The sequence below is a fragment of the Lacibacter cauensis genome (assembly GCF_007830055.1).
GTDB classification, from domain to species: Bacteria; Bacteroidota; Bacteroidia; order Chitinophagales; family Chitinophagaceae; genus Lacibacter; species Lacibacter cauensis.
The window spans coordinates 68,768-93,537 of sequence record NZ_VLLE01000007.1 but is presented as its reverse complement, the minus strand read 5'-3'; the positions used below and the strand labels follow the sequence as shown (position 1 = coordinate 93,537).

General features: G+C 41.4%; 25 protein-coding genes and 1 tRNA gene. 15 read left to right on the top strand and 11 right to left on the bottom strand.

Annotated features, from left to right (window positions below):
* Position 1: 1 nt before the first annotated feature.
* The 3 genes from rseP to IQ13_RS19755 form a co-directional block, all read right to left on the bottom strand.
* Entirely contained in the window at positions 2-1,366 is a 1,365-nt protein-coding gene (rseP, locus tag IQ13_RS19765; protein ID WP_144888478.1) for an RIP metalloprotease RseP, read from the bottom strand.
* A gap of 82 nt (positions 1,367-1,448) precedes the next feature.
* Positions 1,449-2,612, bottom strand: a complete 1,164-nt coding sequence (locus IQ13_RS19760) for a 1-deoxy-D-xylulose-5-phosphate reductoisomerase (protein WP_144888477.1) — start codon at positions 2,610-2,612, stop codon at positions 1,449-1,451.
* Between the two features lie 89 nt (positions 2,613-2,701).
* On the bottom strand, positions 2,702-4,198 hold the full coding sequence (locus IQ13_RS19755) for a GH3 auxin-responsive promoter family protein (RefSeq protein ID WP_144888476.1): 1,497 nt from the start codon (positions 4,196-4,198) through the stop codon (positions 2,702-2,704).
* Between the two features lie 138 nt (positions 4,199-4,336).
* On the opposite strand from IQ13_RS19755, the gene rplU reads away from it, so the two are divergent.
* The 3 genes from rplU (at position 4,337) to IQ13_RS21530 (ending at position 5,206) form a co-directional block, all read left to right on the top strand.
* Complete coding sequence (rplU, locus tag IQ13_RS19750; protein ID WP_129132652.1) at positions 4,337-4,639, top strand: 50S ribosomal protein L21; 303 nt, start codon at positions 4,337-4,339, stop codon at positions 4,637-4,639.
* Between the two features lie 52 nt (positions 4,640-4,691).
* Positions 4,692-4,958, top strand: a complete 267-nt coding sequence (gene rpmA / locus IQ13_RS19745; RefSeq protein ID WP_144888475.1) for a 50S ribosomal protein L27 — start codon at positions 4,692-4,694, stop codon at positions 4,956-4,958.
* 77 nt (positions 4,959-5,035) lie between these two features.
* Positions 5,036-5,206, top strand: a complete 171-nt coding sequence (locus IQ13_RS21530; RefSeq protein ID WP_199758317.1) for a hypothetical protein — start codon at positions 5,036-5,038, stop codon at positions 5,204-5,206.
* Positions 5,207-5,274: 68 nt separating this feature from the next.
* On the opposite strand, the gene ftsY is transcribed toward IQ13_RS21530, so the two are convergent.
* The 4 genes from ftsY to rpmB all read right to left on the bottom strand — a co-directional run bounded on the left by ftsY (position 5,275) and on the right by rpmB (position 7,033).
* Positions 5,275-6,240, bottom strand: a complete 966-nt coding sequence (ftsY, locus tag IQ13_RS19740) for a signal recognition particle-docking protein FtsY (RefSeq protein WP_144888474.1) — start codon at positions 6,238-6,240, stop codon at positions 5,275-5,277.
* A gap of 110 nt (positions 6,241-6,350) precedes the next feature.
* Positions 6,351-6,524, bottom strand: a complete 174-nt coding sequence (locus tag IQ13_RS19735; RefSeq protein ID WP_129132649.1) for a DUF4295 domain-containing protein — start codon at positions 6,522-6,524, stop codon at positions 6,351-6,353.
* A 65-nt stretch (positions 6,525-6,589) separates the two neighbouring features.
* Complete coding sequence (rpmG, locus tag IQ13_RS19730; protein ID WP_129132648.1) at positions 6,590-6,772, bottom strand: 50S ribosomal protein L33; 183 nt, start codon at positions 6,770-6,772, stop codon at positions 6,590-6,592.
* A 24-nt stretch (positions 6,773-6,796) separates the two neighbouring features.
* Complete coding sequence (rpmB, locus tag IQ13_RS19725) at positions 6,797-7,033, bottom strand: 50S ribosomal protein L28 (RefSeq protein ID WP_144888473.1); 237 nt, start codon at positions 7,031-7,033, stop codon at positions 6,797-6,799.
* A gap of 173 nt (positions 7,034-7,206) precedes the next feature.
* On the opposite strand from rpmB, the gene IQ13_RS19720 reads away from it, so the two are divergent.
* The 4 genes from IQ13_RS19720 to IQ13_RS19705 all read left to right on the top strand — a co-directional run bounded on the left by IQ13_RS19720 (position 7,207) and on the right by IQ13_RS19705 (position 12,175).
* Positions 7,207-7,992, top strand: coding sequence for a rhomboid family intramembrane serine protease (locus tag IQ13_RS19720; protein ID WP_144888472.1), 786 nt, complete (start codon positions 7,207-7,209; stop codon positions 7,990-7,992).
* A gap of 48 nt (positions 7,993-8,040) precedes the next feature.
* On the top strand, positions 8,041-8,460 hold the full coding sequence (locus IQ13_RS19715) for an OsmC family protein (RefSeq protein WP_144888471.1): 420 nt from the start codon (positions 8,041-8,043) through the stop codon (positions 8,458-8,460).
* Positions 8,461-8,516: 56 nt separating this feature from the next.
* Positions 8,517-11,114: a DNA mismatch repair protein MutS gene (gene mutS, locus IQ13_RS19710; protein ID WP_144888470.1), complete on the top strand. Its 2,598-nt coding sequence runs from the start codon at positions 8,517-8,519 to the stop codon at positions 11,112-11,114.
* 65 nt (positions 11,115-11,179) lie between these two features.
* Positions 11,180-12,175 carry a helix-turn-helix domain-containing protein gene (locus IQ13_RS19705; RefSeq protein WP_144888469.1) on the top strand — a complete coding sequence of 332 codons (996 nt, stop codon included), beginning with the start codon at positions 11,180-11,182 and terminating at the stop codon, positions 12,173-12,175.
* Between the two features lie 50 nt (positions 12,176-12,225).
* On the opposite strand, the gene IQ13_RS19700 is transcribed toward IQ13_RS19705, so the two are convergent.
* Positions 12,226-12,302, bottom strand: a tRNA-His gene (locus IQ13_RS19700).
* A 93-nt stretch (positions 12,303-12,395) separates the two neighbouring features.
* Here IQ13_RS19700 and IQ13_RS19695 point away from each other — a divergent pair.
* Together IQ13_RS19695 and IQ13_RS19690 are read left to right on the top strand one after the other, a co-directional pair.
* Positions 12,396-13,001: a DUF445 domain-containing protein gene (locus IQ13_RS19695; RefSeq protein WP_144888468.1), complete on the top strand. Its 606-nt coding sequence runs from the start codon at positions 12,396-12,398 to the stop codon at positions 12,999-13,001.
* A gap of 135 nt (positions 13,002-13,136) precedes the next feature.
* Positions 13,137-15,764: a TonB-dependent receptor gene (locus tag IQ13_RS19690; RefSeq protein WP_144888467.1), complete on the top strand. Its 2,628-nt coding sequence runs from the start codon at positions 13,137-13,139 to the stop codon at positions 15,762-15,764.
* Positions 15,765-15,845: 81 nt separating this feature from the next.
* Here IQ13_RS19690 and IQ13_RS19685 read toward each other — a convergent pair whose 3' ends face one another.
* On the bottom strand, positions 15,846-19,001 hold the full coding sequence (locus IQ13_RS19685; RefSeq protein WP_144888466.1) for a T9SS type A sorting domain-containing protein: 3,156 nt from the start codon (positions 18,999-19,001) through the stop codon (positions 15,846-15,848).
* Positions 19,002-19,175: 174 nt separating this feature from the next.
* On the opposite strand from IQ13_RS19685, the gene IQ13_RS19680 reads away from it, so the two are divergent.
* The 5 genes from IQ13_RS19680 to IQ13_RS19660 are packed head-to-tail and all read left to right on the top strand — an operon-like array spanning position 19,176 to position 22,145.
* Positions 19,176-19,847: an NAD-dependent epimerase/dehydratase family protein gene (locus tag IQ13_RS19680; RefSeq protein WP_144888465.1), complete on the top strand. Its 672-nt coding sequence runs from the start codon at positions 19,176-19,178 to the stop codon at positions 19,845-19,847.
* Positions 19,848-19,856: 9 nt separating this feature from the next.
* Positions 19,857-20,708, top strand: coding sequence for an endonuclease/exonuclease/phosphatase family protein (locus tag IQ13_RS19675; RefSeq protein WP_144888464.1), 852 nt, complete (start codon positions 19,857-19,859; stop codon positions 20,706-20,708).
* 23 nt (positions 20,709-20,731) lie between these two features.
* Positions 20,732-20,935 (top strand): tautomerase family protein, encoded by a 204-nt coding sequence (locus IQ13_RS19670; RefSeq protein WP_144888463.1) that lies wholly within the window; start codon positions 20,732-20,734, stop codon positions 20,933-20,935.
* Between the two features lie 24 nt (positions 20,936-20,959).
* Complete coding sequence (locus tag IQ13_RS19665; RefSeq protein ID WP_144888462.1) at positions 20,960-21,661, top strand: dihydrofolate reductase family protein; 702 nt, start codon at positions 20,960-20,962, stop codon at positions 21,659-21,661.
* A gap of 13 nt (positions 21,662-21,674) precedes the next feature.
* Entirely contained in the window at positions 21,675-22,145 is a 471-nt protein-coding gene (locus tag IQ13_RS19660; protein WP_144888461.1) for a GyrI-like domain-containing protein, read from the top strand.
* Positions 22,146-22,202: 57 nt separating this feature from the next.
* Here IQ13_RS19660 and IQ13_RS19655 read toward each other — a convergent pair whose 3' ends face one another.
* Both IQ13_RS19655 and IQ13_RS19650 read right to left on the bottom strand, forming a co-directional pair.
* Complete coding sequence (locus tag IQ13_RS19655; protein ID WP_144888460.1) at positions 22,203-22,424, bottom strand: ferredoxin; 222 nt, start codon at positions 22,422-22,424, stop codon at positions 22,203-22,205.
* Complete coding sequence (locus tag IQ13_RS19650; RefSeq protein WP_144888459.1) at positions 22,417-23,661, bottom strand: peptidase U32 family protein; 1,245 nt, start codon at positions 23,659-23,661, stop codon at positions 22,417-22,419. Before IQ13_RS19650 ends, IQ13_RS19655 begins: the two co-directional genes overlap by 8 nt.
* 210 nt (positions 23,662-23,871) lie before the next feature.
* On the opposite strand from IQ13_RS19650, the gene IQ13_RS19645 reads away from it, so the two are divergent.
* Entirely contained in the window at positions 23,872-24,456 is a 585-nt protein-coding gene (locus tag IQ13_RS19645; RefSeq protein WP_144888458.1) for a hypothetical protein, read from the top strand.
* Positions 24,457-24,770: the final 314 nt, after the last annotated feature.

Sequence of the window (24,770 nt, the reverse complement as noted above, 5' to 3'; positions counted from 1 at the left end):
CTTACTTGTTCCAGCCAAACAAATCGTTGCCGTTTGCATACAGCATCAAACCTAACAGCAACACCATACCAACAATTTGTGCATATTCTAAAAACTTTTCGTTGGGTTTACGGCCGGTAATCATTTCAATTAATGTAAACAGTACATGTCCACCATCCAATGCAGGTATTGGCAACAGGTTCATAAATGCCAATACAATGCTGAAGAAAGCGGTAATGCCCCAGAAGTTTTCCCAGTTCCAAACAGAAGGGAAAATAGAACCCATCGATTTAAAACCTCCAATACCTTTGTAAGCACCGGTTTCTGGACGAAGAATTAATTTAAACTGCTCGATATAATCGCCCAACTTGCTGAATGTTTTCTTTACACCTGCAGGAAACGCTTCAAAAAAGCTATAAGATCTGTGCTGAATAGTAAACACGCCTGCAGCTGCATAGGTTTCCATTTCGCACAAGCCAAGTCCTGTTTTTCCATCCTTATTTACTTTGGAAGTAACATTGAGTGTATCGCCATCACGGTTTACAGTAAACGTAACCGTTCCGTTTTTCTTTTTTGCAACCAGCGGAATCATTTCATCGAAATGACTAACAGCTACGGAGTCAACCGCAATAATCCGGTCGCCTTTTTTCAAGCCCGATTTACTTGCATAGCTAGTGTCTTTCGGATCAAACGCTTCAACCATGGTAGGCACCCGAATTTCAACCAACCTGCGTCGGCGTTTACTTTCAACCAACTTACCAACCAGGTCTGTTGGAAAAATAATTTTTTTCTCAACGCCATTGCGGTCAACCACCATCTCCTTGGCAGTAAGAATTTCTTTATTTACATCATCGAAATAAGCAACAGGTTCGCCGCCAATTGAAACAATTTTATCACCGTCTTTTAAGCCTGCATCATACATTAAACTATCTGTAACCCAAACACCCGATTTCACACTTTCCATCGGCACACGATCTTCACCCCACACAAATAAAATCATGGCATAAATAATAAACGCAACGATCACATTGACGGTTACACCGCCAATCATGATGATCAAACGTTGCCAGGCCGGTTTGCTGCGAAATTCCCAAGGTTGTGGTGGAAGCTTCATGGCATCTTTATCCATGCTTTCATCAATCATACCCGATATTTTCACATAGCCGCCCAACGGCAACCAACCAATACCATATTCAGTTTCGCCTACTTTCTTTTTAAAAATAGAAAACCAGGGATCGAAGAAGAGATAAAATTTTTCTACCCGGCATTTAAACCAACGTGCAGTAATAAAATGCCCGAATTCATGTAAAATAATCAAGATCGAAAGCGACAACAGTAATTGTCCTGCTTTAATACCAAACTCGCCCCAGTTAATTGCTAATAACATAATAGATTAATTAGTGTGGTTTTCCTTTTATGATAATGGACTGCAAATATGCAGAAAAAAAGAAGTTATAATTTTTTAAAGGTTACATCTGAATAAGTGAAGCGGTATAGTTGCGTGCCTCGGCATCACTTTCAAGATACTCATCAAGTGTTGGCTTTGCAATAAACTTTACATGGTTCATTGCTTTTTCAATAATGTCTGTCATATCCAGGAAACCAACCCTGTTGCGTAAGAATGCCCATACTGCAATTTCATTGGCCGCATTCATAATGCAGGGAAGATTGCCACCTTTTGCTAAGGCATCGATTGCTAATGCCAGGTTACGGAATGTTTTAAGATCGGGTTCTTCAAACGTAAGCGTGTTGATTTTTTTAAAATCGTAACGTGGGAAATTATTCGGTATGCGTTGCGGAAAAGCCATGGCATACTGAATGGGCAATTTCATATCGGGTAAACCCATCTGGGATTTTATACTGCCATCCTCGAACTGCACCATGCTATGAATAATACTTTGCGGATGAATAACAACCTGTATTTGTTCGGGAGCAAGATTGAATAACCATTTCGCCTCGATCATTTCCAAACCCTTGTTCATGAGTGTGGCAGAATCGATGGTAATCTTTGCGCCCATGCTCCAGTTTGGATGCTGCAATGCATGATCCCGCTTTACATTCAACAGGAAGTTGGGTTTGCGTCCACGAAAAGGACCGCCACTTGCCGTTAAAATGATTTTGTCAATTTTATTTCTTGCTTCTCCTACCAAACATTGAAAAATGGCAGAGTGCTCACTGTCTACCGGTATAACGGGCACACGGTTTTCAACAGCCTTCTGCATCACAATATCACCTGCTACAACCAGTGTTTCCTTGTTGGCTAGTGCAATTGCCTTTTTATTTTCAATGGCTTTTAAGGTAGGTTTTAAACCGGCAAAACCAACAATGGCCGCCAGCATCATATCGTAGGTATCAAACGCAGCTACTTCTTCCAGCGACTGTTCGCCTGTAAATACTTTTACATCGGTTGAAGCAAGTGCCTGTTTTACTTTTTCGTACTTGCGCTCATCCACAATAACCACCGCATTGGGATTAAACTGGATCGCCTGTTGAACCAGTAACTCATCGTTTGTATGGGCGGTAAGAATTTCAACTTCAAACAAATCCGGGTTAGCCTCAATAACATCGAGCGCCTGTGTTCCGATAGAACCTGTTGAACCAAAAATGGCAATGCGTTTCTTTTGTTGTTGCATATAGTCGTCTGAAGATGCCGTGTTGTTTACAGTTGTGTACTACTGTACAAAACCATTACAATTGTGCACCGTACTTCGTTCGTTGAAAATTAGTTTTCCGTCCACTTCATCAGTTCGTCGGCAATTTTGCGATCGTTGCTGAGGCGTGGCACTTTATTTTGTCCGCCCAATTTACCAATACTTTTCATGTAATCGATAAACCCGTTCTTTTTCACCGGGGTGATTTTAAGCGGCTGTAAAATATTACCTGTAATCAAATCATCATAATAAATATTGCGTTCCCGCATATTCTCGTTCAGCCTATTTGCAAAACCGGCAAGATCGGCAGGCTTGTGTTCAAATTCAATAAACCACTCGTGGTAGCTTTTGCCCTCGCCCTGCTGAATCATAGGAGCAACCGTAAACTCGGTAATATGAATATGTTCTTCTTTAGCTGTTTGTAATAAGCTTTGTTCAACTTCCTCGCCAATTACATGCTCGCCAAAAGCAGAAATATAATGCTTAATACGGCCGGTAACTACCAACCTGTAAGGATCTGTAGAAACAAATTTTACCGTATCGCCAATATTGTACGCCCATAAGCCTGCATTACTATTAATAATAAGTGCATAGTTTTCGCCCACTTTTACATCTTTGAGCGAAAGGCGGGTTGGGTTTTCGTTGTGGATTTCTGCAGCCGGTACAAATTCAAAAAAGATCCCGTCGTTGGTATTTAATAATAAGCCGTCTGCTACCTGCGAATCCTGGAAGGCGAAAAAGCCTTCACTTGCAGGGAAGACCTCGATGGTATCTACTTTTCGGCCAATACTTTCGAATATTTTGGCTTTGTAGGGTTCAAAATTCACCCCACCCTGGATCATTACGTTAAAATTAGGGAAGATGTCGCCCACCTTTTTGCCGGTTCGCTTCATCAATTCATCAAAATACATCTGCATCCATGGCGGAATACCGCTGATGAGGGTCATATTCTGGTTGATAGTTTCATCTACAATTTTACCCAGCTTGGTTTCCCAATCTTCAATACAATTGGTTTCGTAAGAAGGTAACTGATTGGTGCGGAGATATTTCGGAATGAGGTGGTTCGAAATACCACTAAGCCTGCCTGTTGGAATGCCGCCCACTCTCTCCAGCTCAGGTGAACCCGATAAAAAGATGAGCTTACCATCGAAAAAGCGGGTATTTCCGGTTTCGGCAGCATAACAAAGAGCAGCGTTACGGGCGGTACCGAAATGATTGCCAACAGATTCTTTTGTTATGGGGATATATTTAACGCCGCTGGTTGTACCCGAAGTTTTGGCAAAATACATGGGCACGCCTTTCCAAAGTATATTGTGCTTACCCTCAACGATTTTATCGATCCATGGACGGATTTGCTCGTAATCCCTGATGGGCGCCGCTTGCTTAAACTCCTCATAATTATTTACTTGACCGAAATTGTGTTCCTTGCCGTATTCGGTTATTCGCCCGGTTTTAAGCAACTGTTTCAGGATCTGTTCCTGGTCAGACAAAGCGGTAAGTTTACTTTTTTGGATCGATTTATAGATATAACCCGCAAAAGGTTTTGCAAGCACTGATTTAATTTTCATTCCGAAACCCGGTTTTGAGGCCACAAATTTAACTTTACAAGCCCAAAGCGTCCCGTTAAAATGGGCAAATTTTTTAAGTAGAAACTTGTTTTCAAACCAATTTAATCCCTACCTTTGCAGCCCTAATATTGGAAAGTTATGTTTGCAGTCGTTAAAATCGCCGGTCAGCAGTTCAAAGTTTCAGAAGGTCAGAGCCTCTACGTTCCTCATATTGAAGGTAACGCTGGCGACCAAGTTGAGTTTTCTGATGTATTATTTGTTGATACGGATGGAAAAATCAGTGCAGGTGCTGATGCTAAAGTAAAAGTGAAAGCTGAAATTGTTGCTGAAAAGAAAGGCAAAACAGTGATTGCTTTCAAAATGAAACGTCGTAAAGGTTTCCGCAAAAAGAGAGGACACCGTACGTTGTACACTCAAATTAAGGTAACCGGTATCGCTTAATCTGAATTATTTCATTCGGATTTAAAATTTTTAAAAATAAAATTCTAATACAATGGCTCATAAAAAAGGTGAAGGTAGTGTAAAGAACGGCCGTGATTCACAAAGTAAGCGCCTTGGTGTAAAAATCTATGGTGGCCAGCCTGCAGCTGCCGGTAATATCATTATTCGTCAGCGTGGCACATCATATCATCCTGGTAAAAATGTAGGAGTTGGTAGAGACTTTACCATCTTCGCATTAGCCGATGGCGTTGTTGAATTCAAAAAAGGAAAGAATAACAAGACTTTCGTTTCTGTTGCCCCCGTTGAAGCAGGTGCTTAAAAAAATTTTTTTAAAATAAAAATTTTTTTATTTTTACCCTGTTAAGTTTTTTTTACTAATCATTAAATTCTAAAAAAATGGCAACAAAAAAGAAAGCTGCTAAAAAAGCCGCTCCTAAAAAAGCTGCAAAGAAAGCTGCTCCTAAAAAAGCTGCAAAGAAAGCTGCTCCTAAAAAAGCTGCAAAGAAAGCTGCTCCTAAAAAAGCTGCAAAGAAAGCTGCTCCTAAAAAAGCTGCGAAAAAGAAATAAGATTCTAACGAATCAAAAAAGAAACCTCCTGCAAGCAGGAGGTTTTTATTTTATGTACGTTTCTATTCTTATTTTTTGAGATTAAAGAGACTGTCTGCAAATTCATGCTTATCAAATACCAGCAGGTCTTCTACCCGCTCTCCCACTCCAATAAACTTTACCGGTATTTTAAATTGGTGTGCAATAGCTAATACAACACCACCCTTTGCAGTACCATCTAGCTTTGTAATTACAAGCCCTGTTACGTCGGTTGCAGCGGTAAAATGCTTGGCTTGTTCTATTGCATTTTGTCCTGTTGAACCATCTAATACCAGTAATACATCATGCGGTGCGTCAGGAATCACTTTTTGTATAACACGTTTGATCTTGCTCAACTCTTCCATCAAATGTGTTTTGGTATGCAAACGTCCTGCGGTATCAATAATCAACACATCAATATCTTTTGCAACAGCACTGTTTACCGCATCAAACGCAACAGAAGCAGGATCGCTACCCATCTCACGTTTTACGATAGGAACTCCTGCCCGATCGCTCCAGATTGTTAACTGGTCTACCGCAGCGGCACGAAAAGTGTCTGCTGCACCCAACATTACTTTCTTTCCTGCCTGGGTAAAGTGATGAGCGAGTTTACCAATCGTTGTTGTTTTACCAACACCGTTCACCCCCACTACCATTAGTACAAAAGGCTTCTTACCTGCAGGTAAATCAAAGTTGGAGTAAGTAGTATCAGCGGGAGCATCAACAAGAATATTCTCAATTTCATTTTGCAGAATACCGTTGAGCTCCGAAGTATTAATGTACTTATCTCTTGCAACACGTGCTTCAATACGTTCAATAATCGCTACGGTCGTTTCAATACCAACATCTGCACTCACCAAGGCTTCTTCCAGGTTGTCGAGTACCTCTGCATCAACTGTGCTTTTGCCGGCAACAGCTCTTGCAATCTTTCCCAGAAAACCTTCCTTGGTTTTCTCCAATCCCTGATCCAGACTTTCCTTTTCTTTTTTACCGAATAGTTTTCCAAAAAATCCCATCGTTCTGTTTTTACAATATTACTACGAAATAGGTTTAGCATATAAAAACAACAAAGCCGCTCCATGTTGGTGAACTTGGAACAGCTTTGAATATACTGATCAGGTATAAGTTATTTTTGAGCCAGGTAATCTTTCACCTTGTCCTTGTGCACAATTTGCTCCTTAAAGGTATATGCACCAGATTTAGGACTGCGAACGGCCCTGATTACTTTTGTCCAGTTTTTTGATTCTGCCGCTGCTTTGGCGTCTTTAATCTTTGCGTTCTTTGAAGCTGCTTTTGCCATGACTTCTTAATTTTTAATCCCAGAGGGATCCGTTTGAATAATTCAAATGTGCATCACGCACATTATTATTTGATTTCTTTGTGCGTAGTTACCTTCTTAAGGATAGGGTTGAACTTTTTCAACTCCAAACGCTCCGGTGTATTCTTTTTATTCTTGGTAGTGATATAGCGGCTTGTACCGGGTTGACCCGATGTTTTGTGCTCTGTACACTCCAGAATAACCTGTACACGATTACCTTTCTTTGCCATTTTAGCTCAGTTTAAATATGCTTATTAAATATGTTCTCCTTTCGCTCTGAGATCTTTCACAACGCTGTACAAACCTCTTTTGTTGATTGTACGGATCGCTTCTGTAGAAACTTTAAGCGTTACCCATTTATCTTCTTCAGCCAGGAAGAAACGCTTCGTTTGCAGGTTGGGCAAAAAACGACGCTTCGTCTTAATGTTCGAGTGCGATACTTTGTGACCACCAACCGGCACTTTTCCTGTAAGCTGACAAACTCTAGCCATGATACAAATTTTTAGGACGGCAAAGGTAAGAGTTTCCAACTTAAATCTTTCACTTTTTTTAAGCGAATTTTAAAAATCCTCGTGGCTAATCTCTTTTTACCCAAGAATCGTGGAAAACTCTCCTCTTTTGCTGTTTTGGGCGCAAAGAAACGATGTATTTTTAAGAAAAAAGCATGCTTTTACCCATTGCAGACGATAACTCCGACAGAAAAATAACGCCCTATATTAATTATCTGTTGATCGTTGCCAACGTATTCGTGTTCCTGTTTTTTCAGCAACTGGGATCTAACGAATTGTTTACCTATGCCTGGAGTACTGTGCCTGCTGAAATACTTACAGGGGTTGACCAGGTTAGACCTGCAATGCTGCTGCAAATACCCGAAACCGGACAACAATTTTTGCGTCCGGCTTTGTACGAAACACCCGGCTCTGTGTACCTTACCCTGTTTACATCGATGTTTATGCACGGCAGCTTTGCGCATCTGGCCGGCAATATGCTCTACCTCTGGATCTTTGGCGATAATATTGAAAACAAACTTGGTCACCTGCGTTACCTGCTGTTTTATCTCATAACCGGATTACTGGCCGCACTGAGTCATGTATTTTCAACCTACTTCCTTGCACAAGATCCGTTTATCCCGAGCCTTGGTGCCTCCGGTGCCATTTCAGGGGTACTGGGCGCTTACCTTATTCTTTTCCCACATCGGAAAGTACACGCCATTTTTGTTTGGTTTATTGTAACTATACCGGCATTACTTGCACTCGGCGTATGGATTGCCTTTCAGATAATCAGTGGCATTGGTCTGCTTTCGAGCCAAAGTGATGGCGTGGCTTATGCTGCACATATTGGTGGGTTTGTTGCAGGTATTCTGCTGATAAAGATTTTCGTACCAAAAGAAGCGAAGGACTTTGCAAACCCAAGGCAACCTTTTATTCAACGCTACCATGGTAGAAGATGATGGATTGACCCGTATTTTTGCGGAATTAAAGAACAGCTTATTACTATTATGGCAGATAAAATTGTTAAGACAGCGTTTACCGGGGGCATGCGTTTTGTATCGAAATTCGATGACGGACATGAGTTAATAATAGACACTGCGGAAAATGATGGCGGTACCAACAGCGGCCCTCGTCCGAAACAGCTGATGCTTTCTGCCCTGGCGGGCTGCACCGGTATTGATGTTGTTTCCTTACTCAATAAAATGCGTGTTGAATTCAGCAATTTCTCTATCGACACAGAAGCAACGCTTTCAGCCGATCACCCGAAAATTTATACCGATGTAAAAGTGATTTACCGCATTACCGTAAAGCCCGAAGACCGGGAAAAAGTTGAAAAAGCGGTGACCCTTTCAAAAGAAAAATACTGCGGCGTTAGCGCTATGTTTGGCAAGTTTGCCAACATGAGCTTCGAAATTATTTACAGCTAAAAAAACCTGAACAACTAATCGTTTACTGAACAGGCTGCTTCCTTATTTTTGCCGCCATGGCAAAAGCAGGATCAGAAACCCCGTTAATGCAACAGCACGGAGCAATTAAAGCGAAATATCCCGATGCTGTTTTACTGTTTCGTGTTGGCGATTTTTATGAAACATTTGGTGGCGATGCAATCATTGCATCACAAGTGCTGGGTATTACGTTAACCAAACGCAACAACGGATCTGCAGCCAGTAATGAACTCGCAGGCTTCCCCCATCATGCGCTGGATACTTATTTACACAAACTAGTAAAAGCCGGTCATCGGGTTGCCATCTGCGATCAATTAGAAGATCCGAAACAGGCGAAAGGAATTGTAAAGCGTGGTGTTACGGAATTACTCTCGCCGGGCACTGCTACCAACGATAAACTACTGGAACACGACAGCAATAATTTTCTTGCTGCTGTTCATGAAGAAAACGATCACTACGGTTTAGCGTTTACCGACATCAGCACCGGCGAATTTTTTATAGCTGAAGGAAATAAAGAATACGCTGATAAATTATTACAAAGCTTACGACCTGCTGAAGTTGTTTTTCAACGCAACAAACAAAAACAGTTTAAAGAAAACTTCGGTACCAAGTTTTATACCTACCATTTAGAAGAATGGATTTTTTCTGAAGCTTATGCAACAGAATTGTTGCTGAAACATTTTCAAACACACTCGCTCAAAGGTTTTGGTGTGGAAGAATTAAAGCTGGGCACCATTGCTGCAGGGGCTGTACTGCATTACCTGCGTGATACCGAGCATCCCAACCTCAACCATATTACATCGCTGCAACGTTTAGACGAACGTGATTATTTATGGATGGACCGTTTTACCATTCGTAATCTTGAGTTGTTGGGTAGCGGTGCGGATGGTGGTCATACGCTGTTGAAGATACTCGACAACACGGTTTCGCCTATGGGTGCACGTTTGATGCGCCGCTGGATGGTACTGCCGTTGAAAGATATGGAACGCATCAATGAGCGGTTAGAAGCAGTTCAGTCGCTTATTCTTGAAACCGATTTGCGTAAGCAACTGCAAACACTCATCAAACAAAGTGGTGATGTGGAACGCCTTGTTGCAAAACTGCCATTGAAAAAAATCAATCCACGTGAAATTTTACATTTGGCAAAAGGGCTTGGCTTTGCAGGACAAATTAAAGAGCTGAGCAAAACTTCATCGAACACGTATTTAAAACGTTTAAGCGATACAATTAATCCCTGTCACTACATTGCCGAAAGGATTTTGAATGAGATTGTAGACAATCCACCGGTAATGATCAGCAAAGGCGATGTTATTAAAGAAGGGGTACACGCCGAACTGGACGAACTGCGCCGTATTGCTCACCACAGCAAAGAATTCTTGTTAGAAATACAACAACGTGAAAGCGAAGCAACAGGTATCCCCTCTTTGAAAATTGCTTTCAATAATGTGTTTGGTTATTATTTAGAAGTAACCAATACACATAAAAATAAAGTACCTGCCGAATGGACTAGGAAACAAACACTAGCCAATGCCGAGCGCTATATTACCCCCGAGCTAAAAGTGTATGAAGAAAAAATTACAGGTGCAGAAGAAAAAATTCTGAAAATAGAATCAGAGCTTTTTGAAAAACTGCTGCTGGAATTACAGGAGTACATCGGCCCTATTCAAATCAATGGACAGGTTATGGCAATACTGGATTGCCTTAGTTGTTTTGCAGAAAACGCAATCCAGTACAAATATGTTCGTCCGCTTATACAGGATGAAGTTGCATTGGATATAAAAGATGCACGCCACCCTGTTATTGAACGGCATTTACCCGCAGGTGAAAGTTATATTGCCAATGATATTGTGCTGGATAAAGATCAGCAGCAAATCATTATCCTTACAGGACCCAATATGAGTGGCAAGAGTGCATTGCTGCGTCAAACAGGTTTAATTGTATTGATGGCACATATGGGAAGTTTTGTTCCTGCAACAGCTGCAACCATACCGCTTACTGATAAAATTTTTACCCGTGTTGGCGCCAGCGATAATTTGAGCGGAGGTGAAAGTACATTCATGGTAGAAATGAATGAAACGGCCAGCATCATCAACAACCTTTCGGCACGCAGTTTAATATTATTGGATGAGATCGGCCGTGGCACATCAACCTATGATGGTATTTCCATTGCCTGGAGCATTGCCGAATTTTTACATCAATCGCCCCAGCAGCCCAAGACACTGTTTGCTACGCACTACCATGAGCTGAATGAACTGGAAGAAAAATTTCCACGTATTAAAAACTACCATATCACCAATAAAGAAGTTGGTAATAAAGTCATCTTCTTACGTAAACTGGCTCCCGGCGGCAGTACCCACAGCTTTGGTATACATGTAGCAAAAATGGCCGGTATGCCTGTAATACTTATTCAGCGTGCCAACGAAATTTTAAAACAGCTCGAAGACCAGCGTGGCGGCAGCGATATTAAAGAACAACTAAAGCAAATGCCCGTACAAAAAATGCAGCTGAATATTTTTGATGTGCATTCGCAAACATTTGAAGATATACGACACATGTTGAGCGGTATTGATATTAACCGCCTTACTCCTGTTGAGGCATTACTGAAGCTGCAGGAGATTAAGCAGAAATTACAATAAACCTCAAAAACATCATATTCTGTTCTACATAGTTACATATACCGGTTTTATACCTTTATGCAACCATGTATTTAAAATACAAACAACGAAATTTTAAAACCTGGTTACAGGAAATAGGAGCGCTAACCAATTGCAAGGTTGCTAATAATATCCTTGTGTTTCCTGAAACTATCGGCAAAGGCTATTGTTATGCCGATAGTATTGACCGGACATTTTCGTTTGGCATTTTAAATGCAACATTAAATAGCGATTGTACGCTTCACCGAATAAGTAATAACCAAAGCGGTTTACTCATCTTCTTTAACCAAACGCAGGTTACTGATTTTATACATATCAAAAACAAAAAAGATTCTTTCAGTAACGAATCGACTATTCAAAAGAACAATATCTTTTTATCGCCGACCAACACCGAGTTACAGGTGCATTACGCTGCCGGTTCGGTTATTAAACGCCTGGGCATTTATCTTACACCACAATGGATTGCTGTGCATCTTGACGATGAAGCAAAAAAGAAAATTACCCAGCTTACCAAACAAGGTGTGCAGTTGGTTGATAAAATGATCATTGATGAAGAGATCAACACATCACTACAAACAATTTTTGCTTCCGATCTAACAAGCCAGAAGCAACGCTTTCAGATAAAAAGTAAAATTCTGTCCTTGCTCGATTACTTTTTTAAAGCATACCTCAACGAACAACCCGCAATTAACACCGAAACAATTATTCCGGAAGAAGACTTAACAAAACTGAAGGCTATTGAGGAATTACTGAAAGAAGATCTCGATCGCTTTCCATCCATCAACAAGCTTTCTGTTATTGCCCAGATGTGCGGCACGAAATTGAAACAACGATTTAAACAGGTGTACGGCTACCCCTTGTACGAATACTACAACAAAAACCGTCTCGAAAAAGCAAAACGCTATCTCACTACCGGCATTTCGCCTAAAGAAGCGGGCTTACGCATTGGCTTCAGCGATGTTTCGAATTTTACAAAGGCGTTTAAAAAAGAATATGGCGTAACACCGGGGCATCTCCACGAGCAGACTTTGCAGAAACAATAATTTTCAAATAAAAAATCCCCGCACATTCAATGCAGGGATTTCATTTTCCTTGGGGAGGCTGAAGGGTCTCGAACCCTCGACCCTCAGAACCACAATCTGATGCTCTAACCAACTGAGCTACAGCCTCCGTGTTTAAGGGACTGCAAAAGTAATGGAATTCATTTTTCTAAGCAAATCAAGAATGCATATTTAAAAAATAAACGTTCTTTGCAGCCACGTTATGAATTACTGGCTTATTCTTATTCCGATCATTTCTGCTTTTATTGGATGGGTAACCAACTGGGTTGCTATTAAAATGTTGTTCCATCCCCGCAACCCTGTAAACATACTCGGCATGAAAGTGCAGGGTATTTTTCCTAAACGGCAACAGCAATTTGCCGAAAAGCTTGGTAAACTCGTAAGCCGGGAGTTGCTTTCCTTTGATGAAATTGAGGCAAAAATTACCAACCCCGATAACCTCAAGAAAGTAATGCCCACGGTAGAAGCCCATATCGATCATTTTTTACGGGTAAAGCTGGGCGAGACCATGCCCATGATCAGCATGTTTATTGGCGATAAAACCATTGAAAAACTGAAAGCCGTTTTTATGGATGAGCTGGAAATTCTGTTTCCGAAATTCATGAAAGATTACAGTGTTACTTTAAAGCAACAGCTTGACCTCGAAGCTATTGTAACCGAAAAAGTAAAAGCCTTCTCAAGCGATAAGCTGGAAGAAATTCTTTACCAGGTAATGGCCAAAGAGTTCCGTTTTGTAGAAATTATTGGTGCAGTGCTGGGCTTTCTCATCGGTATTTTCCAGGTGGTGCTAACCCTTCTTACGCAATAGCTTCCACTCATCACTTTCAAAACTACCCGCCAAACCATTTACCGTCTAAATCGGTTAATGTCACATTCATACTAATTGAATGTGAACGGTATTTATTTACGCAGAAATTTGCGCCTCAATTTTAAAAAGAAGTACATGCGATTAATTATCAGCCTTTTGGTTTTGCTTGTTAACCTTGAACTGGTTGCCCAAATACCGGGCGGTGGCCGTCCGAATGCTGGCGGTGCCCAAATGAATATGGGACGTTTTTATGGAAAAATTGTTGATTCGAAAACCAACAAACCAATCGATGGTGCTTCTGTTCAGCTGTATCAAAACAGAATGGACTCAGCTACCAAAACAAGAAAAGACGTATTGGTTACCGGTCAGCTAACACAGGCAAATGGCGATTTCAGCCTCGAAAGCTTAAGCATCATGGGTCAGTACCGCTTACTCGTTACAGCCATTGGTTTTAAAACAATTGAACAAAAAGTAGGCTTCAACATCCGCCCCGGCGGAGCAATGGAAGATATGTTGAACCAGGTTGATAAGGACTTAGGAAATATTAAACTGGAAGCCGATGTAAAAGAATTGGGCGAAGTTGTGGTTACCGGTGAAAAACCAACCCTGCAACTGGGCATCGATCGTAAAATATTTAATGTTGAAAAAAATATCGTTTCGCAGGGCGGAACCGGAGTTGATGTAATGCGTAACGTACCTACCGTTAATGTGGATATTGATGGTAACATTACTTTGCGTAACAGCGCTCCGCAGATATTTGTAGATGGTCGCCCTACTGTATTAACCCTGGATCAGATTCCTGCAGATGCGATTCAAAGCATTGAGTTAATTACAAACCCATCTGCTAAGTACGATGCAAGTGGCGGTCAGTCGGCCATCATCAACATTGTATTAAAGAAGAACAAACGTGTAGGTTACAGTGGCAGCGTTCGTGCAGGTGTAGATATGCGTGGCCGATTAAATGGTGGTGCAGATATTAACATCCGTCAGGGCAAGGTGAACTTCTTTGCCAACATTGGTTTAAACCAACGCAGAGGCATTGGCTTTGGCGAAACAGATCGTAAAAATCTTGGCGATAACGTGTTCAATACAATCTTTACACGTAACCGCAACATCAGCGAAGGCATGTTCAACTTCGGTCGTGCAGGTTTCGATTTCCTTATCGACAACCGCAACACCCTTACCATCTCCGGTAACTTTGGTGGTGGAAATTTTGATCTGTTCAACCAGGATTATATCCGTTACGATTCATCTTACTCAACACCAAAAAGCATTTACAGCTACCGTGAAACGGATGGTATGAACCAATTCCGTAACGGTGGTGGTACACTCAGTTTTAAACATCTGTTTCCCCGAGCAGGAAAAGAGTTTACAGTAGATATCAACTATAACAAGAGCCGCAGCGATAACGATCAGCAAATCACCGATTCAAAGTGGTTTGATCCGTTATGGACAAACCTTTACCAAAGAAGCACACAGGGTATTGATGCAGGTGGTAACAACTCGCTTATTGTTGCACAGGCCGACTATGCAGATCCGATTACTGAAAACATCAAGTTCGAAGGCGGTGTGCGTACACAAATCCGTTATTTTGAAAGTTTCCAGCGCAACTCTTTTAACGGAACTGTAAATAACGCATTGAGCAACCAGTTTAAGTATGTTGATTATGTACATGCCGCATACGGAACGTACTCGCAAAAAATTAAAAAGGCAAACCTGAATTACCAGGTAGGTTTGCGTATTGAAAGCTCGAAGTATGACGGCGAACAGGTTGGTAAAACAGAACGTTTTCAAAACCAGTTTCCGTTGGCACTTTTTCCAAGTGTGTTTTTATCAAAAACAGTTAAGAACAAACAGGACCTGCAGTTGAACTACAGTCGCAGAATTAATCGTCCGAGTTTCTTCCAGTTGCTGCCCAATACCGATTACAGCGACATCTTTAACTATCAAACAGGTAACCCTAATCTGAAACCGGAATTCACCAACTCGTTGGAATTGACGTATCAGAAAACATACGGTTCTAAAAACAATACTTTTCTTGCAACAATATTTGGTAAGCAAACGAACAATCTTATCTCACGCTACCAAAATAAAGAGCAGTTAGGTAATTCAACCGACAGTGTAATCATCAGTACCTGGGTGAATGCAAACAAAAGTTACGCTGCAGGTTTGGAATTAGTGTTCCGTAACACCGTAGCAAAGTGGTGGGAAATTAACTACAACGTAAACGTTTACTATTCGAAGATTGACGGCAGTTCTATTTTGCCCGAATTAAAGAACGAACGTACCAGCTATACGGTGAAGCTGAACAACTCTTTCCGTTTAGGAAAAGGCTGGACTATGCAGTTAAGTGGTGATTATAACTCCCGTTCAATTTTACCTGTATCATCTGGTGGCGGTGGCCGTGGTGGTCGTGGTGGTGGTATGGGCTTCGGCGGTGGCGGCTTTGGTGGCGGAAGCATTGCAACCACACAAGGTTATATTGATGACAACTACTATGTTGACATGGGTGTACGTAAAGAATTTAAGATCAAAAACAACACTGCTTCCCTTTCTTTAAACTGGAGCGATATTTTCAGTACACGTCGTAACAACCAGTTTTCGCAATCGCAGTTCTTTGAGCAATACAGCTGGAGAAGAAGAGATCCTGCTTTTGTTCGTTTAAACTTCAACTACCGATTTGGTAAGTTCGATGCATCGTTATTTAAACGTAAGAGCAACAGATCTGAAGGTGGTGGCGGAGAAGAAATGCAGATGCAATAATAACTTCGTATCAGTTATAACATAAAAGCAAAGGCCTCCATTTTGGAGGCCTTTGCTTTTATAAGTCGTTCTTAGTTGTTGTTATTGCTTCATTATTTTTTCCGTATATGTTCTCCCATTACTGTTCCATTGCAGTAAATAATGCGCAGCCGGTAAGTTTGGAAGCTTCGTTAATTGTATGCTGTTTGTACCTTGTACAACTGTATGAACAGTTTGATAAACCACTCTGCCGTATTGATCTAACAACCGGATATCTGCTACACCGCTTTCTTCAACTGTTGCGTTTATCTGAATCGTTGATGTAAATGGATTGGGTGATACAATTATTTTCTGTACCGGATTTTGTTGCAGCTTTACAATAGAACTGTAGCCAATGCTTCCGTCAGTATCAACCATTTTTAAACGATAGAAATAAACAGTACCTGTAAGAGCTGCATCAGTAAAGTTGTATCGCTTTTCAATAGTTGAATTACCCGATGCCTGTACCTGGCCCACCGCAATAAAGCTGCGGCCATCATTACTACGTTCAACTACATAATAAGCCGCATTTATTTCGGTTGATGTACGCCATTGCAACTGCGATTGACGGTTTGCCAAGGTTCCGGAAAACGATAATAAATGAACAGGCAATGATGCTCCCAGCACAGTTACCGTTGCAGAAGAACTGGTAACACAAGCTGTGCCGGATAATTTATCGGCAGATATATTAATTGTATAAACACCCGCATTGGTAAATGATGCTGTTGTAAATGTTTGCGATCCGTCGTTACCAAATTTCGAAGTTGCATAGTTCTCTTCTGTTGTTGCATCTGCTACTATATATAAAGCACCCGATTGCGTATTGGAAACAGTATACGTTACTGTTTGACCCACGGAAATGGTAGAACTGGTTGGGCTTATTGATGGCGTTGAAGGCGCCGAACAACCTACCGTAGTAGTAGAAGCGCAAGCCCTGTTAAGTGTACCACCACTTGCCTGTGCTCCCGTAGTTAACACCCCACCTGCATACAATGGCGTAGCTGTGTTAACTGTAATTGTCCAGCTACTTTGACTTGTTAATGCAACAGAACCAATTAATCCGCCATCCTGGTATAAATAAACTGTTCCTGTAAACGGTCCGGTTATAGTACCTGAAACGGTCGTATTACCCTCAACATACGATCCTGTAATTGTTGGACAAACCGTTGTGGCAGCCCTGGCCGTAGCAGTTGAAGAATTAGCACTCACACTACAGGTTCCGTTTTGTGCAGTAGCATAATAACCCGTTGCATTGACCAAAGCACTAACTGTTACCGACCATGTACCATTTGCCTGTACAGTTGACGAGCCTTGTAATACGTTAGAAGCATTATAAACCCGTATAGTTGTACCTGCAGGTTCAGATGATGTGCCTGTAACAGTTGTAGCACCAGCAGTTAAGTTACCTTGCGCATCGGTTGTAATAACAGGAACAGAAGTAAAACAGTTAACCGTAATTGATGTTGGAGATAAACTTACACACTGTCCTGCAGACTGTGCATTAACAGTAACAACATCTCCTACTTGTAACACGGGATTACTGAAACTGAATGTGCCGCCAACAGATGCAGTAGTCGTTGCTGCAATAAATCCATTAATTAATAACCGCACGGTAGAGCTTGCCGTTGCGGTTCCGCTAATTGTAGCAGAACTCGGGTACAATGCGGTTTGGGTTATAACGGGCGTTGCTGTTTGCGTAAGCCCCATACAATAAAAATAGGGAGCGGATTCGCATTTGCCGGATTCGGTTACAGTAAATACAAAGCTTGTATTTGTAAGATCAGGAGAGCCTCCTGAGCAGGCATTGTTCTGGCCCCCGTTATTAGCACCATTATATTCCCATATTGTACCTGTTGGACTATTAGTATCTAAATAAGTAACAAAATAGCCCGATGGCGATGTTAAAGAATTATCCGTTGCAAATAATGTTAGATTGCCACCTGCAGCGATCGAATAAATTTTAATTCTTGCATTTGCAGGCTTGGTTCCCTGTATACCTCGTACAGTTGCACAAGTAACCCCAATACCACTGACAGAAGAAATATTTGAAGGCGAACAAGAAGTCACAGTCACACTGTTACTCACCAAACACATACTTTCACCACTTGCCTGCGCTTTTGCTGTAATAATATCTCCTGTTGCCACAGATGCAATCGTATAGGTCCATGTTGCACCTGAAGTGGCCGTAGTTGTGCCAGCCAATGTTCCGTTTTTATACACAGAAATTGTTGCAGTAGACGGTTTGGTCGCATCCAGCCTTGTCCACGTTCCTGTAATGTTTATGTTTGATCCGGAAGCGATGCCACTGTTTACGGTTGGTGCTGCAGTACATACGGCAGACGGTCCGGAGCCTCCACTGGTTACATCATTAAGTGTAAAACTGGGAGAGTTTTCGCCAAAATACTCCCATGCATCAGTCGTATTGCTGAACTGAGTATCATCAATACCATAAATATCAGAACGGGTTCCCTGAAATGCAGAACCGGGATTAGTATTGGTAGAAATTACAATACGTATAGGTGTTGATGCAGAAATACCCAATGCTGAAATAGGAACAAAAAAATCGTAGAAATAATCTGCATCACCCGACTCACGGCTAAGCGCAACGGAAATAAGTTGATTCGTAGTGAGCAAATAAGTTGTGCTTGCAGTTGGATTAACAATACCATCTACATTATAAATTGCAACTCTCCCACTGGAACCCGTTTCCAAAGCTACTTCTAACTCAAAACCGGGATTTCCATTGCCACTGTTTGTTGGCGCAACATAATTTGGATCGGCTGCTGCACCTGTGGCACCTAATTTATTATCGGTATCAATTAAAATATTATATGCTTTGGCTCCACTTACAATACCGCCGATACGTAAACGAAACAACAGGTTTGTTCCATCATTGAAAATGTAGCAACCACTATTGTCTACCGTTTTTACAATATCCGAGTACCCTCCTGTTGGTCCTGTTGCCAGATCACCAGTTGGCTCTACCATTATCGGCTTAATAATTTTGTACAAAATCTCACTCTGCGTAATATCATTTGTAGTAAAACCTGCCGTGGTTGCGGACGTGTAAAAATCCTGGTTTGGGTTTAATACTGCAGGCCCTTTGCCTCCTGCCGGACGAACGACTAAGCCGGGTGTTTGCGCAAATGTGCAAACAGAACTGAAAATTGATAAGAAAAAAAGAAAGCCCGACAGGCGTTTTAATTTAATAGTACTCATAACTGTGTTTTACCTTGGATTTGGGATAAGTAAAAATAAATGGTCTTTCTTAGGCAGTTTGTAGTAGATCATATTATATTCTTTACCTACACTTATCGGTCATTGCTAAATAAATTGCTTAGCATTTAGAGGATTTATGTTATTTACTCGTTTTAAGAAAAAAAGAGTTGCGTTATGACAACAACCAAGCTGAAAATAATCATTACCGGAGCCACCGGCATGGTGGGCGAAGGTGTATTGCACGAATGCCTGAAGCACCCTGCCGTAGCCGAAGTAGTACTCCTCAGCCGTAAAAGCTATGGGCTTTCACATCCGAAACTGACGGAAATCATCCATTCCGATTTTCAAAACATTACCCCCATTGCCGAACAGCTAAAAGATTACGATGCCTGTTTCTTTTGTGCAGGTGTTTCATCGGTTGGAAAAAAGGAAGAGGAATTTTATCATCTTACCTATACACTTACCATGCATGTTGCTGAAATACTTGCAAGGCAAAATCCGAACATGACTTTTTGTTATGTTTCAGGTGCAGGAACCGACAGCAGTGAAAAAGGACGTATGATGTGGGCACGTGTAAAAGGCAAAACAGAAAACGATTTAACCAAACTGCCCTTTGCACAGGTATACAATTTCCGGCCGGGCTTTATTATTGCCGGCAAAGGCATGAAGAATACTCTGCCCTACTACAAGTATTTTGCATGGATGGTGCCGGTTATAAAAACCATTGCCCCCAATATGATTGTACGATTGAGCGATATTGGCCTCGCAATGATCAACGCTGTTACAAAAGGTTACAAAAAACAAATACTGGAAGTGAAAGATATTAAGGAACTTGCTGCACAATAAATGCATGTAATGAAAAAGCTTTCTCTTCTTTTACTCTTTGTTGTAACTACTTCGTTCCTGTTTGCGCAGAACAGTTTACAGGTAATGACGTTTAACATCCGTTTAAATACGCCTTACGACAGTTTAAATGCATGGCCCCACCGCAAAGACAAAGTTGCTTCGCAAATCCTTTTTCATAAAGTTGATTTGCTGGGTGTACAGGAAGCTTTACACGATCAGATGATGGATCTGCAGCAACGTTTACCAAACTACAAGTATGTAGGCGGTGGCAGAGATGATGGCAAAACCAAGGGTGAATACTCCGCTATTTTTTACGATACAACCAAACTGCAATTACTCAGTAACGATATGTTCTGGTTAAGTGAAACAACAACAGTTGCAGGTAGCAAAGGATGGGACGCTGCTATTACACGCATTGTTACCTGGGCGAAGTTTAAAGACAAACGCAGCAAGAAAATTTTCTTTGCCTTTAACACCCACTTCGACCACATGGGTAAAATTGCACGGAGAGAAAGTGCAAAGCTGGTATTACAGAAAGTAAAAGAATTTGCAGGCTCCACTCCTGCAGTTATTACCGGCGATTTTAATGCAGAACCAACCGATGAACCGATACAGGTGATCGTTGATAAAAACAATCCTTTGCATTTAACCGACAGCAAAGAACTTTCGCAAACGCCGCACTACGGACCAACAGGTACCTTTACCGGTTTTCAAAACAAGGAACGCAACGATCAGCCAATTGATTATATTTTTCTGAGAGGCAGCTGGAAGGTGTTAACCCATGCAACGATTTCGCAAACATGGGGCGGTCGTTTTGCAAGTGATCATTTTTCGGTGATTGCCGAATTACAGTTAAACTAATTGTTTCACTTAACGCTTTTACTATGCCATACGTAAATATCAAAATCACCAACGAAGGTGCTACCAAAGAACAAAAAGCTGAACTGATAAAAGGTGTAACCGAACTACTGCAAAGAGTACTGAACAAAAATCCGCAGACAACGGTTGTTGTAATTGACGAAGTGGAAACAGATAACTGGGGTATTGGCGGCGAATCGGTAACCAACCGCAGACTGCAGGGAAAATAAATCCATCACACAAAAAGTACACACATGAAACCATACGTTATTTGCCACATGCTTGGTTCGGTAGACGGACGCATCAAACAGAACATCTGGGGATTTAAAGATCATCACAAATACTTTGAAGAACCGGCTTCGAAAATAAAAGCCGATGCATGGCTGGTAGGCCGTAAAACCATGCAGGAGTTCTGCAGCAAAAAGAAATACAAACTTGAAAAGCCAAAAGAAAAAATTGCCAAAGAAGATTTTATTGCACCGAAAGTTGCAAAACAGTTTGCAGTAGTGATCGATCCTTCGGGCAAATGCTTTTGGGATACCAATATGGTTTCTACCGAACAGGTAATTGAAGTGCTGAGCGCAGATGTAAGCAGCAGCTACCTGGCACATCTGCGCAGCAAAAATGTATCTTACATCTTTGCCGGCAAGAAAGAGCTCGATCTTGCTTTGGCATTGAAAAAACTTAATAAACATTTTGGTATTAAGCGTGTGCGGATTGATGGTGGCGGACATGTAAACGGTTCGTTCCTGAAAGCAGGTTTAATTGACGAATTCAGTTTGGTGCTTGCACCATTAGCCGATGGTACCATTGGTGCGCCAACTGTGTTTGAAGCAGAAGAAGGCTATGGTAAACGCAAAGCCACACACTTTACATTAAAATCGGTGAAGCGTATTTACAAAAACTTTTTGTGGTTACGCTACATCACCGTAAAAGACAAAAAGATTAAACGCTGATTTACTTCTTTACATGTTACAACCACGTATACTTGAACTGCAACCCAAAACACTTGCAGGAAAACAACAACGCATGAGTTTTGTACATAACCAAACAGGATTGTTGTGGCAAAGCTTTATGCAGCAACGTACACAACTTGCTGCGGTCAATGATTTGCTTTATTCGCTGCAAGTGTACAATGCCGATTATTTTACAACATTCAATCCTGCCAATGAATTTACCAAATGGGCATTGGCAGAAGTAATTGATACAACTGCCTTGCCTGAAGGATTTGAACATTTTCACTTACCCGGAGGTTTGTATGCGGTGTTCGATCATAAAGGAAGCGATACCGCAATTTTCCAAGAGATCTTTTCGCAATGGTTGCCACAGTCGGACTATGTAGTAGATGATCGTCCGCATTTTGAAGTACTGGGCGAAAAGTATAAGAACAACAGCGAGGATTCAGAAGAAGGGATCTGGATACCGGTGAAAAAGAAATGAAAAACTTTGTTGGGCTGGCAAACAACAAAGGAATAAAAGGCATAAACTATAATAACATTACATCAGCTTAATTACCCTTACCGGACATGCAGCAATCAACGAACGATTTGCTTCAGCAGTTTCTTCATTCACATCAAGCAACTGCACATCCTTTTTTGTTACAGCATTGAGTAAAGTAGCTTTCCCATCTTTCTTACTCATGCGCCAATACAAAGGCTGCTGCTGGTAACAAATACCACAGCCAATACACTTGTTACGATAGTGAACGATTTTAGGCATGTACTTCCTCCACAATTTTATACAGCTTGTCTGTTGGCAATACAACTGTAGCAACAGGTAATGTTAATTTATCGCCACGATTGGCAACAACGGCTGCTTCACCATTTACAGTAAGCGTATGCAACTGTTCTTTCACAGCACCGTGTCTGCGACCGGTAATTAAAATGGTATCGCCTGCTTTTAACGAACCGCTTTCAATATTGAACTCACCCACTTTTATTTTTGGATAATACTTTCTGCCTTTACCTACATAAATTTTCTTTTCAGTTGCAGCAGAGCCGGGCTTCTTCGTCCACTCACCTGTTGGGTGACCGAGATAATATCCTTCCCAAAAGCCACGGTTGTACACCGTTGCCAGGCGTTGTTCCCATGCTGCGATTTTTTCTTGTGTGTAGGTTCCTGCATCAACTGCATCAATTGCTTCACGGTAACATTGTGTAACAGTTTGCACATACTCTGCACCTTTGCTTCGTCCTTCAATCTTTAATACATCCACACCTGCATCAATCAGTTGATCGATGACACCAATCGTACACAAATCTTTCGGCGACAGAATATATTCGTTGTCGATGAGCAACTCCTCGCCTGTTTCTGCATCAGTTACTTTGTAGGCTCTTCTGCAGGTTTGCACACAGGCACCACGATTTGCAGATGCATTCTGCGCATGCAGACTCAAATAACACTTACCCGACACGGCCATACACAACGCACCATGTACAAACACTTCGATCTTCAACAACTCGCCCGACACACCACGAATATTCTTGCGCTCAATATCACGGGTGATGGCTTTCATCTGTTGCAAAGTAAGTTCACGTGCCAGCACCACCACATCGCTCATGCCTGCAAAAAACTGTACTGCTTCGCTGTTGCTTACATTGGCCTGCGTGGAAACATGCAGCGGAATATTCAACTCTTTGCACAATTGCATCACGGCAAAATCGGCAGCAATCACCGCATCAATGCTGTGTTGTTTTACTTTGTTGAGGATGATACGCAGCAACTGCAGATCATGATCATACATCACCGTGTTGAGTGTGAGATAGGCTTTGATGTTATTGGCATGACAAAGCACTGCCACTTCTTTGATATCTTCAATTGTAAACCCTTCGCTGGAACGGGTACGCATGTTGAGTTGCTCTACGCCAAAATAAATGGCATCGGCGCCGGCATTGATAGCGGCCTGTATACAATCGAATGCTCCTGCAGGAGCCAGCAGTTCTACCTTCTTCTTCATTTGATGAACAGTGTTTGTAAAAGCCGCAAAATTAAAAGCGAGCCGAGAAGGAGAAACTGATTGTGATCAGGTGTTGCGGTGTTGTTTATAATCAAACCGAACTCACTTGTAAAACTTTAGCTACCAATCAAAGAGTTGAGGAATTTGGTTTTATGGGGAGTGGCGCATAATTTAGTGTTGACTGCAAACTTCAAACAGCACTCTACTCTTATGAAATTAATATTGTCGCTTCTTTTTCCGCTAATTATTGCGACTGTTTCTTATGGACAAGTAATTATCTACGACGATTTTAAATCAGTGATTCCTTTTTTGCAAAAGGAAGATTTCAAAGGTGCTTTTGACAAGACAAGCCAACTATTAAGCTCGACACAAAATGACAGTTCTGATTTACGTGGTATTGTTATCTATATGAATATTTTTTCATCAGCAGGCATGGTAACTCTTGACCAAATGTCGCATGCTGACTTTCTGAAAAAAGCAAACAAATATGTCGGACAAAGACTTGTTATGTCTGCGCATCCATATATTGACAGTTCAGCTCATGGTTACAACTCACTGCAATTTTTTACTAAAGACGGACAATTGCAAGGCATGACAATTACCGCTAACAACACCAAGACAAATATTCTTTGCTTTGAGTATTTTAAATATGCAGGCCCAATAAATCCTTCAGAATTTATTGGTAAAAACGTGAGGTGTGGCGGTACGTTGATTTCTGTTGAAGTAAATCCTAACAATTCTAAAATATGGATTTCAAGACTTCATATAGGCAACGCATTTGCAAGAGCCATGTGACAAGGCAAGTCTGCAGCCAACAGGCGGTTTGGCAATATGGCTCGGTTTAGCGCAAGCGTCCCGCTTGTGCCCAAAGCCGTGGTTCGTGCCTCCACGAACTACTCCTTTAGACAGAAACAACAATGCCGAAATAAAATACAAAATAGAAACTTATCAAATGCATTTACTTAGGCGTACGCTCTTTGTAATTTTTATCCTACTTCTTTTGTTAGATTTATTATGGTGGATGCTGGCAATTGGAAGCGGACATACTATTCCCTCTTCGACCATTCGGTTTTTCTGGACTAATGCGATCGTCTTAATTATTTTAATTT